This window comes from Aquisphaera insulae (assembly GCF_011064615.1).
Lineage (GTDB): Bacteria > Planctomycetota > Planctomycetia > Isosphaerales > Isosphaeraceae > Aquisphaera > Aquisphaera insulae.
Map to the genome: position 1 here is coordinate 78582 of NZ_JAALJH010000018.1, position 17504 is coordinate 96085.

Annotated in this window: 6 protein-coding genes; 5 read left to right on the forward strand and 1 reads right to left on the reverse strand. The window is 67.7% G+C overall.

Features of this window, described 5'->3' with window-relative positions; all coding sequences use genetic code 11:
* Window positions 1-319: 319 nt before the first annotated feature.
* From G6O54_RS12645 to G6O54_RS12655, 3 genes are all read left to right on the forward strand, one after another.
* Window positions 320-10261, forward strand: a complete 9942-nt coding sequence (locus tag G6O54_RS12645) for an RHS repeat-associated core domain-containing protein (protein ID WP_165225637.1) — start codon at window positions 320-322, stop codon at window positions 10259-10261.
* Between the two features lie 55 nt (window positions 10262-10316).
* Entirely contained in the window at window positions 10317-11156 is an 840-nt protein-coding gene (locus G6O54_RS12650; protein WP_165225640.1) for an aldo/keto reductase, read from the forward strand.
* Between the two features lie 99 nt (window positions 11157-11255).
* Window positions 11256-12038 (forward strand): leucine-rich repeat domain-containing protein, encoded by a 783-nt coding sequence (locus G6O54_RS12655; protein ID WP_165225643.1) that lies wholly within the window; start codon window positions 11256-11258, stop codon window positions 12036-12038.
* A gap of 55 nt (window positions 12039-12093) precedes the next feature.
* On the opposite strand, the gene G6O54_RS12660 is transcribed toward G6O54_RS12655, so the two are convergent.
* Window positions 12094-15162 (reverse strand): serine/threonine-protein kinase, encoded by a 3069-nt coding sequence (locus G6O54_RS12660; protein ID WP_165225646.1) that lies wholly within the window; start codon window positions 15160-15162, stop codon window positions 12094-12096.
* 219 nt (window positions 15163-15381) lie between these two features.
* Between G6O54_RS12660 and G6O54_RS12665 the strand changes: the two genes are divergently transcribed.
* Window positions 15382-16371, forward strand: a complete 990-nt coding sequence (locus tag G6O54_RS12665) for an isopenicillin N synthase family dioxygenase (protein ID WP_165225649.1) — start codon at window positions 15382-15384, stop codon at window positions 16369-16371.
* A 20-nt stretch (window positions 16372-16391) separates the two neighbouring features.
* A complete protein-coding gene (locus G6O54_RS12670) occupies window positions 16392-17504 on the forward strand; it encodes a DUF2891 domain-containing protein (RefSeq protein ID WP_214654226.1) in 1113 nt (370 codons plus the stop codon).

A 17504-nucleotide genomic window follows, 5' to 3' on the forward strand; every position in this document is an offset into this window, starting at 1 on the left:
GGTGCCCCTCAATTCCAGGACGATCGCAGCGACTCGACCACCTCGTTGATTTCCCCGGTCCGAACCATCCCGGCGGATGAAAGATTCTGCATTCGCGAGGCGTGGCCTTCAACGCTCCAAGCCGCCCCACGCTCGTGACGATGTCGATTTTTTGTGTGTGCGTGCATTGGTGTTCCTCCGCCGAATTCGGCCTTTTTCCGAGGAGTCGTGTCCCGCAACCCATGCGCTTGGGTCATTCACCCCCAGTGAGTCACCTGATCGAAGTCCTCTCCTCCTCCGGCAGCCGGCTCCGGTTGCGCACCACCTGGACACGACGACCATGCGACACCGAGACTCCCTCTCCGCGGCACGCGGCGTGCTCAGGCTGAAGCGACGGCGGGCGCGACGGACCCTCGTCATGTTCGAGGTCCTGGAAGCCCGGCAGATGCTCTCCACCGTCCACTGGATCAACCCCGTCGGGGGCGACTGGGGCGATGCGGCAAATTGGGAGTTCGGCGTCGTGCCCGGGGCGGGCGACGACGTCATCATCGACGCCGGTGGCTCGAAGATCACCCACCTGGCCGCGACCACCGATCATGCTCGCAGCATCACCGCGTCGAGCCCGATCCTCCTGAGGGCCGGGACCCTGGACGTCTCGGGGACGATCCGCGACACCGCAACGGTGTGGATCGTGGGGGCCACGCTCGCCAACGCCACGGTCGCGGCGGGGACGACCCTGGAGACGAATGATAATGCGTCGATTTTCGGCGGTGCCACCAGCACGCTCCAGGATGTGACGATCGCCGGCTCGCTCCACTACGCCAACAACCGCGACACCATCGTCGTCCACGGGGCGGGCCTCCGCCTCGACGGCGGGACGGTCTGGATGGAGGGCACGCTCAGCTTCTCCGGGACCCAGACCCTGGGCGGCACGGGGACCGTCACCATGCCCGAGGGCCTCATCGCCCTGACGGGCGACGGCGGGAAGCTGACGGTCGCGCCGGGCGTCACCATCGAGTACACGGCGCAGAACTACTGGGCTTCGATCAGCTCGGGCACGGGGACCATCGACAACCAGGGTACGATCACGGCCGACGCTCAGAGCGACCCGCACACGCTGACGATCAGCAGCTCGCTCGTGAACCATGGCACGATCTCGGCGACGAATGGCGGGACATTGATCCTCGACGGCGCGTGGACCAACGCCGCGGGAGGTCGGCTCCTCTCGGACGGCGGGAACCTGAAGCTGCACGGCGTGTGGAGCAACCTGGGCTCGTTGGAATCGGCGGGCACGGGCTGGGTCTATCTCGGCGGCGACTTCACGCTCGATACGCTCGGCTCGTATACGCGGGCCGCGGCCGGCAAGGACCTATTCATCGTCGAGGGGACCCTCGATCTGGCGACCCGGGCCCTGGACACGACCGCCGGGCCGGGCGCCTGGGCCCTGCTCAACGGGACGATCAAGAACGGGACCGTGGCCGTGACGCTCCACGCGAACCCGTTCACCGGAGGATTCATCTCGTCGGTGGGCACGCTGCGCGACATTACGCTCACGGGGACGCTCGACTTCCCCAGGAGCGGCGACGGCGTGAACATCGCCGGCAGCGGCTTGACGCTGTCCGGCGGGCAGGCCTTGCTGGGATTCAACGGGGTCCTGCTGTTCGCGGGCACGCAGGCGCTCGCGGGGACCGGCACGATCCGCGGCGGCGGAGGGGGAGGCGGGATCGCCTTCACGTCCGCGGGCGGCCAGCTTGATATCGCGACGGGGATCACGATGGCCGGGTCGTTCACGATCAACGCCGGTATCGGCCACATCGACGTCCGCGGGCCAATCCTGGTCGATACCGGTAGCGCCCAGGTTACGAGCGATGCGGGTGGCTCCTGGACGGCCACGGGGCCGATCACGATGAAGGCCGGACAGCAGAAGCTCTCGTTCAGTGGCGCGGGGGCGATCTCGGGCGGCACTCCGATCGTCATCGACGGCTTCGCCGCCGAGGTGGACCTCCTGGGGACGGTCACCAATGCCGATCCGGTGCAGGCGAAGAACGGCGGGATCTTCGCGATCGGCCAGGCGACCTGGACCAACTCCGTACCGATCTCGCTGGACTCGGCTCGCCTCTACTGGTCCGGCAATGGCACGAACAAGGCCAACATCACCGCGGTCAACAGCTACATCGTGCTCGACGGCACCTGGACGAACAGCGCGACGATCGACTATTCGAATTCCGGCTCGACCGCCACCCTCCAGGGCTCGTGGACGAACACCGGGACGCTCCGATTCGGCGCGACGTTCGCGAACCTGTCCGGGACCTGGACCAATTCGGGCCGTATCGAGGGTTCGTCGAAGACGACGATCAACGCGTTCGGCACCTGGTCGAACCCCGGGGCGATCGCAATCTCGAGCCAGGCGACGCTGAATGCCGATGCGGCGACCTTGCCGGCCTCGTCGTCGATCATGGCGGACGGCGGCAACCTGAACTTCACGGGCGCGTGGGCGAACGAGGGGACGATCGAAGGCGTGAACGCCTCGACGATCCAGTTGCTGGGCACCTGGACGAATCCGGGCTCGATCCGTGAGACCTCCTCCACCCTCTATCTCGGAGGCTCGTTCAAGACCTCCACGCTGGGGACGCTGCGTGGCCTGGGCGGCAGCATCCTCATCATCGGGACGCTCACGAACGACGGCAATTTCGTGCTGGATGACGCGACGACCGGGCCGGTCTATCTGAGATACGGAGGCGCAATCGTCGGCGGTCGCGTGACGACCTCGGGCTCGGCGGCGTTGCTGATGTACGGCGGGACGCTCGATGGCGTCACGCTCGCCGGGACGCTCGACGGCTCGCGGTTCGATGCGCAGAGGGACTTCGTCATCCGCGACGGGCTGACGCTCGACAATGGACTGATCCTGATGGACTACACATCGCTCCGCTTCGAGGGCTCCCAGGCGCTGGGAGGTGCCGGCACGGTCCGCTTCCTCAATTCGGAGAAGAGCACCACGGCCACGCGGGCGTTGCTCTATTCACCCAACGCAGGAGACGTGCTGACGATCGGGCCCGACGTGATCCTGACCGGGACGTCAGGTTCCATCGGCGGCGCGGGAAGCGGCCTGATCGACAACCGGGGGACCATTCGGGCCGACGGCAACGGTCGGATCGAGGTGGCGAACCTCGCGAACCTGTCGAACAACACCCTGACTGGCGGGACGTGGGCCGCGGCGAATGGGGGCTATCTCCTGATCGACAAGCTTACACTCGCGACCAACGCCGCCAACGTCGCGATCGATGGGCCAACGTCCGGAATCTTCCGGGACATCAGCTCGACGCCGCTCCTCCGGGACCTGACGACGAACGCGGCGACGGCCTCGCTGACGCTGACCGGCGGGGCTTCGCTGACCACCTCGGGGCCGCTGGTCAATCGCGGCACGGTCACGATCGGCGCGGGGAGCAAGTTGACGGTCCCGGCATATACCCAGATCGCAGGGACCACGAAGATCCTCGGCGGGACGCTCGTCGCCGCGGGCGGGGTGGACATCCAGGGCGGAGCCATGCGAGCCTTCGGTACGGTCCAGGCCGACCTGGTGAATTCCGGCCTGCTCGACCTGGGCGAACTGCCGGCCACGCTGTCCATCCAGGGGAATTACACGCAGGCCGCCGGGGGCACGCTGACGGTCAAGGTCGCCGGGGCGGCGACCTCGGATTACGACCGGATCGCCGTCGCGGGCACGGCAACGCTCGCCGGCACGCTCGTCGCGACCCTGGGAAGCGGCTTCGGCCCGAAGGTCGGCCAGGCCTTTCCGGTCCTCACCTACGCGGGTCTTGCTGGGGCCTTCGGCGCGATCGTCGTCCCGAAGATCAACGGCAACGACGTCTTCGGCACGCTGTCCTCGCCGACCCACTTCGACCTGGTCGGCCTGGCGTCGGCCGCCGACCTGGCGGTGAGCGGCGTGACCGTGAGCCCGAATCCGGTCAGCCCCGGCGACCAGGTCACGGTCGGCTTCACCGTGACCAACCAGGGCACGCCCGCGTCAGGGACATGGACCGACTCCGTCTATCTCTCGCAGGATGACACTCTGAGCGCCGATGACCTGCTCCTGGGCCGCGTCGATCACGGCGGAGGGCTCGCGACGCTGGGCAGCTACGCGTCGAGCGTCAAGGCCGCACTCCCCGCGACGGGAGATGGCTCATACCGCCTGATCGTCGTCGCGGATAGCTCGCTCCAGGTGCCGGACGCGGATCGCTCCAGTAACATCGTCGCCTCGCCGGTGGCCGTGCAGGCGCGCGTCAATCCGCTGACCCTGGGCACGCCCGTCGGCGGCACAATCGCGGAGGGGCAGGATATCCTCTACAAGGTGACGGTGCCCCCGGGGGCAAACGTCTCCATCTCCGCGACCTTCGCCGCGGCGATGGAATCCGAGTTCGTCGTCCGCTTCGCCGCAGCGCCGACGCGATCGGTCCATGATCTCGCATCGTCGAGCCTGTCGGACCTGAACCCGTCGATCGTCCTCCCCGACGGCAAGGCCGGGACTTATTACATCCTGCTCCATGGGCGCGAGGGGGCGTCCGCGGGCAAGGCGTTCACGATCGAGGCGAAGCTGACGCCGTTCGGCATCCTCGACTTCACGCCCGTGGAGACATGGAACTCGGCCGGCGTCCGCAACATGACCCTGACCGGCTCCGGTTTCACGCCGGACACGAAGCTCACCTTCGAGGGCCACGGATCCTCGTTCAAGCCGCTGACCGTTACGTTCGTGGACTCGCAGCACCTGCAGGCGACGTTCAACCCCGGCGGAGTCGCGGTCGACACCTACTCGGTGATCGCCCAGGACGGCAGCCGTACCTCGACGGCCCCGAAGGCGCTCGACATCAAGAGCGGGGCGAGCGGCCCGCTGGTGACCACGGTCATCATCGCGCCGGGTGAGGTCGGAGTAGGCGAGCCGATCATTCTCGACGTGACCTTCCGGAATGACGGGGACGCGCCGGCCGTCATCCCGGTCTCGAGCCTGGCGGGGAGCAATGCGAAGCTCGTCTTTCCCACCTCATCGATGATCAGCAGCGTGATCGTGAGTCCGCATGGCAGCTTTCATTCGGGGTTCATCTTCTCCCCGACGGGCGGCCGCGATTCGACGAGCAGCTTCGACCTCGGTTCGGCCGGGGGAGAGAGCAAGATCGACTGGTATTCGATGGAGGACGAGTACCGCCCCGACGGGGTGTCGCCGTCCGTCTGGAGTATGGTCTACGGGAACTTCGTCCGCACGATGGGCGACACCGTGGGCCAGATGCAGGCCGTCTTCTCGACGGACATCGCCTACTTCGCCGGCCTCGGCCAGACCATCACGGATACCTCGAAGCTCATCACGTATGAGCTTCAGAAGGCCAACGCGGAGATGCTCGGCCCGACGCAGGCCACGGCCGTCGACGCCTCGTACGACGAGCCAGGCCTGTCGTTCGTCTTCGGCCGGTCGTTCGCGTCGTCGATCACCGGTCGGCACACCGAAGGGCTGTTCGGTCAGGGCTGGTCGTCGACCTGGGACATCGGGCTGACGTTCGACGACATGAACGTGGCCAACGTGCGCTTCGGGGCCTCCAACCGACGATATGTCCCGATGAAGGACGGCTCGTACAACTCCGTCTCGGCGGACGGCTCGATCTTCGATTCGGCGGGCGCCGGCTGGCGGCTGATCGAGCGCGACGGATCCATCCTCTATTTCGACATCAAGGGCCGTTTCCTCTCGACCGAGGACGCCAGCGGCAACTCGATCACCGCCGGCTACACCGGTAGCCGGATGACGAGCCTGACCCACACCAACGGGGACGTCGTCACGCTCGGCTACAACGCGAGCGGCCACGTCACGTCGATCACCCTGCCCAACGGCCTGGTGCGGGCCTTCACCTACGACGCCACCGGCCAGCACCTGGCCTCGGCCACCGGCATCGGCGGCCGTGACGCGTACGATTACGTCGCCGACGTCAAGAGCCGGGCCGACGGTGCGCTCGCCGCCGTGACCGCGGCGGACGGCACCCACGTGAACTTCTCCTACGACAGCGACAACTACGGGCGACTCGCGCAGGTGACTCGCGACGGCGGGCTCGGCAAGGTCACCTATGAGTATCTCACCGGGGGCGGCTACAAGGCGACCGACGCGCACAACCAGACCACGACCGTGCTCACGGACATCAGCGAACGCCCCGTCCTGGTCACCGATGCGCTCCAGAAGCAGACGAGGATCGACTACGACGGCTACGGGCGTCCGAAGCTCGTGAAGCTCCCCTCGACGTCCTCCAGCTCGACGATCTACGACGAGAATGGCAACCCGACCTACCAGATTGACGCCCTGGGAAATACCACGCATTCGACATATAACGCCTTCGCCGAGATGACGCGGTTCGAGGATGCACTGGGCAACGCCACCCGGTTCCTCTACGACACGAGCCGCAGGCTCGTCACCGGGATCGTCTACGCGGACGGATCGACCTCGAGCATCACCTACGATTCCGCGGGCAATCCGACTGTCACCACCAACGCCCGGGGCCAGGCGATCCGCTACGAGTACGACGCCAGGGGCCGGCTGACGCGGCGGTCGCTGCCGGATGGCTCGGCGACCGTCTACGGCTACGACGCCCTCGGGAACCTCGTCGCGGTGACCGATCGCGACGGGACGATCCGGATGCGGTACGACGACGCGGACTACCCGACCGCGATGACGGAGATCGATTATCCCGACGGCCAGCTCCTGACGTTCGCCTATGACTCCGGAGGCCGCCTCATCCAGCGCGGGGATCAGGACGGACTCGCGGAGGACTACGCCTACAACGCCCAGGGGCTGCTCTACCAGGTGACGGATAGCCTGGGGGACGTCGTGGTGACCTACAACTACAACGACCTGGGGCAGATGGTGCTGGCGACGCACGGCAACGGCTCGTACACGAACTACGAATACGACGCGGCGGGCCATCTCTTCAAGCTCATCAACCGCGCGCCCGACACGTCGATCAACTCGTCGTTCGTCTACGGCTACAACGACGACGGCCTTCGGTCCAGCGTGACGACGACCGACGGGACCACGAGCTACGCCTACGATGCCGCGGGCCAGCTCACGAAGGTGATCCTCCCCGGCGGCCGGACGATCGTCTACGCCTACGACGCGATGGGGAACCGCGCGACCGTCTCGGACAGCGGTGCCACGGTCACCTACGGCGTGAACAACCTCAATGAGTACACGGCGGTCGGCGGCGTCAGCTACTCCTACGACGCCGACGGGAACACCATCTCGAAGACCGGCCCGGGGGGCACCACGACCTACCAGTATGACGCGTTCAATCGACTGGTCGCGGTCCGCGCACCGGGGGACTCGTGGACGTATCACTACAATGCCCTGGGCGCGATGGACGCCGTGAACCACAACGGCGTGACGACCCATTACCTCGTCGATCCGAGGGGAATCGGCGTGGTCGTCGGCTCTTATGATTCCGGCCTCAACCTGGTCGCGCGGTACACCCAGGGAGCGGGGCTGGTCGGGCGGATCAACGGCGACGGGACGTCCTCGTTCTACGACTTCGACGGCACGGGCTCGACCGTGGGCATCAGCGGCGCCGGCGGAACCTACGCCGCGAGCTTCAGCTACCTGCCATTCGGCGAGACGCTCACGGCGACCGGCTCGTCGGCCGACCCCTTCCGCTTCGGCGGCCAGCTTGGCGTCGTTAGCGACGGCTCGGGACTGGACTTCATGCGGTCTCGGTTCTACGACGCCGGCCTGGGACGATTCCTCAACCGAGACCCGGCCGGCCTGGCGGGCGGCAGCAACCTCTATCGGTATGCCGGGAACAGTCCCGTCAATCAGGCGGATCCGACCGGCCTGCTCCCCGAGCTGATCCTCCTCAACGGAATCACGATCGACGCCGAGATGGCCGAGCTCGTGGAAGGCGTCGTCGAGGAAGGGATCAGCCAGACGATGCCGTACGGCGTGGAGGCTGCCGACACGATGCTGGCCACGGGTGAGCTGGCGACGGAGGAGGCGCTCGCGGCCAATTACCTGGCGTCTCTCGGCGTGACGAGCTTCCCGGGCACCGCGGGCCTGCCGAGCGCCGCCAGCCTGGGCATGGCACCGACCGCGGCTCCGGCGGCGGGAGTGGGCGCCGCGGAGGCCGCCCTCAGCGGCGGACTCTACACCCTCCTGGCCGCGGAGGTCCTGGTCATCTTCGTGGCCGCCGGTTCGATCATCTACGCGGAGAGCATCGGCCATCTCCCCCAGTGCGGGGATCTCGGGCCGCTCAACTTCCTCAACGGAAACGTCATCGCCTGCGACGACACCCCGACCATCACCGCCGAGTCGCTTTCCGCCCATGCCGACGTGAAGGTCGTCGCCCCTGACGACCCCAACTACATCTCCGGACCCGCGGGCTACGGCCCGGCGAATCACATCCTGCCGGACACCACGCTCCCCTACAGGATCGGCTTCGAGAACAAGCCGGATGCCTCCGCGCCGGCCCAGGTCGTCACCGTGACCCAGCAGCTCGACTCCGACCTCGACTGGAGCACATTCGAGCTGGGGAACTTCGGCTTCGCCGGGCTCAGCTTCCTCGTTCCCGAGGGCCTGACGTCCTACCAGACCCGGATCGACGCCACGGCCCTGGTCGGCGTCTACGTGGACGTTTCGGCCTCGTTCAACGTCCTGACGGGCCAGCTCGCGTGGACGTTCACGTCGATCGACCCGACCACGTTCGACCGGCCCCGCGGCAAGCCGCTGGAAGGCTTCCTGCATCCGAACGTCGCCGCGCCGGAGGGAGACGGTTACGTCACCTATCGGATCGCCCAGAAGGCGGGCCTCCGCTCGGGAACGGCCATCGACGCGAAGGCGACGATCGTCTTCGACCGCAACGATCCCATCGACACCGATCCCTATCTCAACACGATCGACGCCGGCGACCCCACGAGCACCGTCGGCTCGCTGCCGGCGATCTCTTACGCGTCCGACGTGACGGTAAGCTGGTCGGGACTTGACGAACCGGGGGGCTCCGGCATCGCCTCGTACGACGTCTACGTTTCGCAAGACGGCGGCCCATTCACCGCCTGGCAGGCCGGCACGGCCGACACCTCGGCGATCTTCCACGGCCAGTTCGGCCACGCGTATGGCTTTTACAGCGTCGCGACCGACGGCGTAGGTCATCGCCAGGCCACGCCAACTTCGGCCCAGGCGACCATCCAGTTCGTCTCCCAGGCGCCAACCTCCGTGGTCGTGACGTCCAGCCTCAGCCCTTCGACCTATGGCGACTCGCTGAGCTTCACGGCGGTCGTCTCCTCGAGTCGGCCCGGAACTCCGTCGGGCACCATCCAGCTCTTCATCGACGGCACGGCGTTCGGGACACCCCTGGCGCTCGTTGGCGGGAAGGCCGCGTTTCCGGCGTTCGGCTCGCTGCCGGCGGGGCATCACGTCGTCACGGCGTCCTACTCGGGCGACATCGCCTTCGACGCGGCGGAAGCTCCGGCGTTCACGCAGGACGTCCGCAAGGCCGTGCTCGTGGTGACGGCGGCGTCGAAGTCGATGAATCATGGCGACTCGCTTCCGGCGCTGACCTACGGGATCACGGGCTTCCGCAACGGAGACCCGTCTTCGGTCGTCGCGGGGGCTCCCTCGCTGGCCACCACGGCCACCTCGTCCAGCCCGGCGGGCTACTACGCGATCCACGCCGGCCTCGGCACGCTGACGGCGGCGAACTACGACTTCACCTTCCAGGACGGCCTGCTCGCGGTTCATCCGAAGATCCAGGACGTTCGCGTCCTCTGGGGCAACCGTTCGCTGTCGGTGATCGGCCTGAAGCGTGACCTCCCCTTCGACAACATCAAGGGCCTCGAGGTGGTCTTCAGCGACGACGTTACGGTGGACGGGGCCGCCCTCGTCCTCCGGGGATCCGGCGGCTCTTACGTGCCGAGCAGTTTCCATTACGACCCGGCCGCGCACTCCGCCCGCTGGGGCCTGCCGACGGCCCTGGACGTCGATCGGCTGATGCTGGCGCTGGACGGCGACGACGCGGCCGGCGACGGCCACGACGGCATCCGCGTCCAGGATCTCTATGCGGGCGATTTCTCGGTGGGCTTCGATGTCCTCCCGGGCGATGTCAACGGCGATCGCGTGGTGAACGCACAGGATGCGGTCATGGCCGCCAACGCCATTCGGGGGATCGGGGACATCGAGCTCCTGATCTGGGCGGATCTCGACGGGGATGGCGCCGTGACGCTGACCGACTATAACAGCATCCGCAAGCGCATCGGCAGGAAGCTGAGCTGATCGCCGGACCGGGAGTCCGGCGGCGGCTCCCGGTTCAGCGCGTGAGGCGATGACGATGAACACGCGCTGCTTCGGGAATGCTCGAAAGGACGTCCCGATCATCGGCCAGGGGACGTGGGAGATCGACCGAGGCGACCGCGCCGTGGCCATCGAATCGATCCGGGACGGGCTGGACTCCGGCATGGCCCACGTCGACACGGCGGAGATGTACGGCGATGCGGAACCGCTGGTCGCCGAGGCGATCGCCGGACGCCGCGACGAGGTGTTCCTGGTCTCCAAGGTGCTCCCCTCGAACGCCTCGGCGAAGGGAACGATCTCGGCCTGCGAACGCTCGCTCGGCCGCCTGAAGACGGACCGGCTGGACTGCTACCTGCTCCACTGGCGCGGCTCCTATCCGCTCGCGGAGACGATCGCCGCGTTCGAGGAACTTCGACAGGCCGGCAAGATCCTCTCCTGGGGGGTGAGCAATTTCGACGCGGACGACCTCGATGAGGCCCTGGCGATCGCGGGCGAGGGTCGGATCGCGTGCAACCAGGTGCTCTACCACCTTCAGGAACGCGCGATCGAGCATGCCGTGATCCCCTGGTGTGAGGCCCACGGTGTCGCCGTGGTCGGCTACAGCCCGTTCGGCCATGGCAAGTTCCCGAAGCCCGGCTCGCCGGGCGGGCGGGTCCTCCATGCGATCGCCGAGGCCCATGACGCGACGCCCCGCCAGGTCGCGCTCGCGTTCCTGTCGCGCCGGCCGCCACTGTTCACGATTCCCAAGGCGTCACGCGGCGAGCATGCCGCGGAGAACGCCGGCGCGGGGTTGCTGGCCCTCTCCGACGACGAGCTCGGGCGAATCGATGCGGCATTCCCGGTCGGCCCGAAGCCACGCTCGCTGCCCATGCTCTGAGCCTCGCTGCCGAAGGATCGAGGGGGCTGGAGACGGTCCCAGGAAGAGGACTTTCATCGCTCAATCGAGGAAGGTGATGTTATGATGTCTATCCTATGCATGGCTCTGGGCTTCGCGATCACGGCGGGCGTCGACGAGGTGCATGAGCTGACCCTCTCCGGGCCTGCGACGACCGACGCGTCGCTGGCAAAGTTGCGCGGCCTGACCTCCCTTCGACGGCTGCGGCTCATCGATGCCGGGACCACGGATGCCGGCCTGGCCCAGCTTGCGAGCCTCACGCAGATCGAGGAGATCTCGTTCTCAGGGATGAAGGTCGGGAACTCCGGGATCGCTCGGCTGGAATCGCTCACGAACCTGAGACGCCTCGATCTGAGCGACACGGACGTCAGCGACGCCGGCCTGAACTGCCTGGCGGGCATGTGGCGCCTCGAATCCCTGAGCCTCAAGGGGACCCGGGTCACCGATGCCGGCATGTTCGATGTCGCCACTCACACCAGCCTACGTGAATTGAACCTCGGCGAGACCCGGATCGGCGATGCGGGGATGATCTGCGTCGGATTCCGGAACCAGCGACTCCGGGAACTCAGGCTCGACGGCACGCAGGTCCATGACCGGGGGCTCGCTTCGCTCGCCGGGCTCTATCAACTCCGCGTGCTCTCGCTCAGGGATACGCACGTGGGAGATCCCGGGATGGCCCATCTCGCCGGCCTGTCGCGACTTGAGAGCCTGGACCTCGGCGGAACGAAGGTCGGCGATGCCGGATTGATGACCCTCAAGGACCTCCCCGCACTTCGCCTGATCGGCCTGCGCGAGACGTGCGTCACCGAATCTGGCCTGGCGGCCTGGCTCCGCGGGAAGAACGGCGTCAGGGCCGTCCGTTAGGCGGCTTCGACGAGTGCCCACGCGGCGGACCTGTCGGCCGCCAGGTCGCGAGGACTCATGGGCCGAACGGCCTCGCCGGGAACGCGATGTCCTGCAACAGGAGCTGAAAGTCGGGGCGGGGCCGGAGAGGTGCAAGGTCCGGATCCTCCGAGAACAACTGGTACTGGCGATTGCCGGCCGCGACGGCCATCCGGAGCGAACCCATCGCGCGGTCGTAATGTGATGTCGCGGCGGCCTTGCGATCGGCCAATTCTCCGGATCCGGCTTCCAGGGTGAGGTCGCCGATCCGTGCCTCGACGCAGGCGATGTTATAGAGGTCGATCAGCTCCGGGGTCGGCAATTCCGCGTAAGAGGCCGCGGCGCGCTGATACTCGGCGAGGGCGTCGCCGGGCAACTTGAGCTCGTTGAGCAGGGAGGCGAGGATCACCCGTGATGTCGAGAGGTCGCTGCGGTAGGCGCGGACCCGGGGATAGTCTCGGACCAGGTCCTGCTGCACCTCGATCGCGTGTTCCAGCCGCGGCCGGCCCTCGGCGGCGCGATGGATGGCCCGGAGGGAATCGCCGATGTTCGCCTCGACGAGGGCGACGAGCGACCGATCATCGGCCGAAGCCGGATTGTCGGCAGCGAGGCGTTCATGGAGCCGAAGAGCACGCTCGTATTCGGGGATCCCCTCGGCGGGGCGGCCGGTGTTATTCAGGAGCCAGGCCATGCCGCGATGAGCGTCCGCCAGGCCGCGACGATGCCGGGAGACCGTCGGCTGTTCCCGCAACAGCGGCTCCCACAGCTCGAGCGCCCTCCTGTACGCCTTCATGGCCCTCGCCGGCTGGCCGGACGTGACGAACAGGCTGCCGGCATTGGTCGTGTGCCAGGCCAGGTTTCTCCGGTATTCGAGGACGTCCGGACGGGTCCGGCAGACCTCCTCACCGATCGTCAGGCACTTCTCGAACTCGGACAGGCATTCGGCCGCGGATCCGGCGTTGCGGAGGCACAGGGCGAGGTCGTGATGGGCGTCCGCCAGCGCACTTCGATACTCCGGATCGGCGTCGCTCGCGACGACGGCTTCCAGATGCTGGATCGCCGCGCGATGCTCGCGTATCGCATCCTCGGGGCGATTGAGCTGTCCGTGCAAGAGGTTCCCAAGGGTGTCGTGGCTCCACGCGAGCTCCTTGCGAGCCCTCGCGTTTCCGGGCTGGCTGACCAATGCCTTCTCCTGCAGCTCGATGGCCTTCCGCAGATTCGCGGCGGACTCATCGGCTCGCCCGGCCAGGCTCTGGAGCTCACCCTGTCGGTAGAGCCCGAGCGCCAGGGCTCGCAGGCTTCCGGCATCTCCAGGACGTTCGCCCGCGATCGCCTCTCGGATCGTCACTGCGTGACCAGCGGCCTCGATCGCGTCCACCTGCGAGCCGACCTGGCCGGTAATCTTGGCGACCTGTTCGTAGGCCGTCGCCAGCTCGTCGCGATGCGACTCGCCGGCCTCGGTCTCGAGCACCGCCTGGAGCTTCTTGTAGAACTCGAGCGAAGATCCCAGCAACTTCTTGCGGAGCGCCTCGAGCTGCGGCTCCTTCAGGAGCACGTCCTCACTGGCGCCGGTGTGGAACGCCTCGATCGCCTGGCGGGCCAGGTCGAATCGCCGCTCCGCCTGCTGGCGGGCCGACACTTCTCGGGCGTTCGCCGCTCTCAGCTCGGAGTTCGCCCGCGCCTGGACGCTCAGGACCACCGCCAGCCCGGCGATCGCCATGACGGCCGTCTCGGCCATCGCCGTCACGAGCGTGCGATGGCGTCGCATCCAGCGGCGTGCGCGCTCGGCGAGCGGCTCCTTGCGGGCCGTCACCGGCTCATCGGCCATCCAGCGATCGACGTCATCGGCCAGCGCCCGGCAGGTTTCGTAGCGGTCCTCCGGGCGGCTGGCCATCGCCTTCAGGCAGATCGCCTCGAGCGCCGGGGCGATGGTTGCGTCGACCGCCCGGGGGGCCGGAAATCGACCCTCGCGGACCGCGGCCAGGATCTCTCCGACCTTTCCCTCGAAGGGAGCCCGCCCGCTCAGCAGGTAGTAGAGCGTGGCGCCCAGGCTGTACACGTCGGACTTCGGCCCGAGGAGGCCGATCTCCCCCGCCGCCTGCTCGGGGCTCATGTAGGCGGGGGTGCCCATGGCGCTGCCGGCGACGGTCTCCGCGGTGACACCGGAGGCCGGGACGAGAGCCGGCTCGGGGGGACTGACAACCGCATCCGCGCGGCCCAGCGGCTTCGCCAGGCCCCAGTCCACCACGAGCGTCTCGCCGTGCTTGCCGACGATCACATTGCCCGGCTTGATGTCGCGGTGGAGGACTCCCCGAGAGTGGGCGTAGCCGATCGCGTTGCAGACGTCGGTGAACCGTCGCAGCAGATTTCGCAGCTCCAGGGATCGTCGGCCCGGGTCACCATCCGAGCCGCGCTCCGCGTGGAACCGCTCGATCGCATCCTTGAGGCTGTCTCCCTTGATGAACCGCATCGCATAGAAGGGGCGGCCGTCGGCGTACGAACCAAGGCCGTAGACGGGCACGATGCCGGGATGCTCCAGGCCGCCGGTCACCTCCGCTTCCAGGAGGAACCTCTGTCGGCTCGTCGGATCGTCCGCATGGGGGGCGAGGATCTGCTTGAGCGCCACCTCGCGGTTGAGCTCCGAGTCGATCGCCACGAAGACGGCCCCGAGGCCCCCACGCGCGTGGGGGCGGACGATGCGGAACCGCTGCCCGCCGGAGGAGGCCTCGCCGATCGCGTGATTGGGCGTGGACTCATCCACGTTCGTTGTCGCCTCGGAATCCCCGCCCACCACGCTCAGCGTCGCCTGCAGGTCCGGATCGCCGACGGCGGCGAGCGCCTCGATCGACGTTCGCCCCGGCTGCATCGCGGCGAGACTTGCCTCCGTGCTGCCGTGCTTCCGGACGAACAGCGAGGCCAGCGCCTCCAGGGCGGACCTCTCGTCCTCGCCGAGAAACCCCATCGCCTCCAGGTGATCGGACAGGGGAATGGATCGCGCCAGGGTCCACGCCCGGACCGCCTGGACGAGCTGGTCCTGGCTGATGACGTTGTTCTGGACGGCGATCAGGGCGAGCAACACGTCACGCGCGAGGGTCGTCTCGGCCATCGGGCAGGTGCTCCGGATTTCGGAACGGGGACCGTAGCAAGATCACGCGATAGAGTTCATCATGCAACCGGCCCGCGGGGCGCAATCGGACCGGGTCGAAGCACGAGAGGTCGTGATGACGGGGCCGAATCCGCTAAAATGGGCGTTGGATGCACAATCATCCGACGCGAACGACCCGGGACATAACCCCATACCCGGAGGCTTGCGGTGGGACCGGCGATGGATTTCACGCGTATCCCGATCATCGACGCCGCCGGCCTGAGCCGGGATCGCTCCGCCCGGGAGGCCGTCGCCCGTGAGCTCGACGCGGCCTGCCGGGAATGCGGCTTCTTCTACGTCGTTGGCCACGGCGTGGACGAGGGCCTGCAAGGGCGCTTGCGCGACCTGAGTCGCGCGTTCTTCGGGCTCGAGACCTCGGAGAAGATGCGGATACGGATGGCCCTGGGGGGCAAGGCCTGGCGGGGGTACTTCCGCGTGGGCGACGAGCTGACCTCCGGCAAACCCGACCAGAAGGAGGGGCTCTACTTCGGCGAGGAATTGCCCGCGGAGGACCCTCGCGTCCTGGCGGGCACGCCGCTCCACGGCCCGAATCTCTTCCCGGAGCGGCCGGCGGGACTCCGCGACGCGGTGCTCGACTACATGGCCGCGATGACGGACCTGGGGCATCGCCTCATGGCCGGACTGGCGCTCGGCCTCGGCCTCGACGAGGCGTATTTCGCCGATCACGGCACGCGGGAGCCGCTCACGCTCTTCCGCATCTTCAATTACCCGCCGTCGGCCGACCCGAGCTTGTGGGGCGTCGGGGAGCACACGGATTACGGCCTCCTGACGATCCTGCTCCAGGACGATGCCGGTGGCCTCGAGGTGAAGTCGCGGTCGAGCTGGATCTCGGCCCCTCCCCTGCCCGGCTCGTTCGTCTGCAACATCGGCGACATGCTGGACCGGATGACCGGCGGCGTCTACCGCTCGACGCCGCATCGCGTCCGAAATCCCGCCCCCCGCGATCGAATGTCGTTCCCGTTCTTCTTCGATCCCAGCTTCTCCGCCCCCGTCCGCCCGATCGAGATCCCCGGCCGCGATCGACCGCCCGATGATGCGGCCGAGCGCTGGGACCGCGCGAGCGTCCACGCGTTCGAAGGGACATACGGCGACTACCTGCTCGCCAAGGTCGGCAAGGTCTTCCCCGAGTTGCGTTCCACGGTGCTTTGACCGGGAGGATGGGTATGCGGATGGGGAGTTCACTGCGACTCGTGGCGGCCGCCGCCTGTTCGACGATGATCATGGCCATGAATCCCACCAATGCGGTCGCAGCCGAGACGCTGCCGCCCCTGTCGAAGGATCAGGCTTCCGCCTTCGCGCGGCTCGTGCTCAGGGGGCTCAACAGGGAGTACCCGAACAAGCTCGACCACGTGATGGCCGGGCCCGACGACGTGAAGGCGCCCCGGAGCCTTCATCCGGCCTTCTTCGCGGCCTATGACTGGCATTCGTGCGTTCACGGTCACTGGACGCTCTGCCGGTTGCTCCGGCTCTTCCCCGACCTTCCCCAGGCGGCCGAGATTCGGCATCTGCTCAACGACCACTTGACCACCGCGAACTTGAAGGTCGAGGCGGACTACTTCGCCCGCAAGGAGAGCAAATCGTTCGAGCGGACCTACGGCTGGGCCTGGCTCCTGAAGCTCGCCGAGGAGCTGCGCGGCTGGGATGACCCGGACGCGAGGCGATGGTCGGAGGCGCTCCGGCCGCTCGCGGACGCGATCGTCGCCCGCTACCTCGACTTCCTGCCGAAGCAGACCTATCCGATCCGCACGGGCGTGCATCCGAACACGGCCTTCGGGCTGGCGTTCGCCCATGATTACGCACGGGCCACCGGGAACGTCGATCTCCGGAAGCTCGTGGAGGAGCGGTCGCGGAACTACTACGGCGACGACCGCGACGCCCCGGCCCGATGGGAGCCCTCCGGAGCCGACTTCTTCTCGCCGGTCCTCGTCGAGGCCGATCTCATGAGGCGAGTCCTGTCCAAGGACGAGTTTCGCGGCTGGATCGGCCGCTTCTTGCCGGCGGCCGCGAAGGGTGAGCCGAAATCCCTCTTCGATCCGGCGATCGTCACCGATCGGTCCGACCCCCAGCTCGTCCATCTGGATGGCCTCAACCTGAGTCGGGCCTGGTGCCTGCGGGGCATTGCCGCGGCCCTGCCGTCGAACGACCCGGCCCGATCCGCGCTCACGGCCTCGGCCGGACGCCACGCGGCGGCCGCCCTCGGGCATGTTGCGAGCGGCGATTTCGCGGGCGAGCACTGGCTGGCGTCGTTCGCGGTGTTCTTGCTGACGACGGAAGGCGACTGA

Coding starts and splice junctions, on each gene's coding strand:
- G6O54_RS12660 (WP_165225646.1), bottom strand. CDS start 15,162: ATGGCCGAGACGACCCTCGCGCGTGACGTGTTGCTCGCCCTGATCGCC.
- G6O54_RS12645 (WP_165225637.1), top strand. CDS start 320: ATGCGACACCGAGACTCCCTCTCCGCGGCACGCGGCGTGCTCAGGCTG.
- G6O54_RS12665 (WP_165225649.1), top strand. CDS start 15,382: ATGGATTTCACGCGTATCCCGATCATCGACGCCGCCGGCCTGAGCCGG.
- G6O54_RS12650 (WP_165225640.1), top strand. CDS start 10,317: ATGAACACGCGCTGCTTCGGGAATGCTCGAAAGGACGTCCCGATCATC.
- G6O54_RS12670 (WP_214654226.1), top strand. CDS start 16,392: ATGGGGAGTTCACTGCGACTCGTGGCGGCCGCCGCCTGTTCGACGATG.
- G6O54_RS12655 (WP_165225643.1), top strand. CDS start 11,256: ATGGCTCTGGGCTTCGCGATCACGGCGGGCGTCGACGAGGTGCATGAG.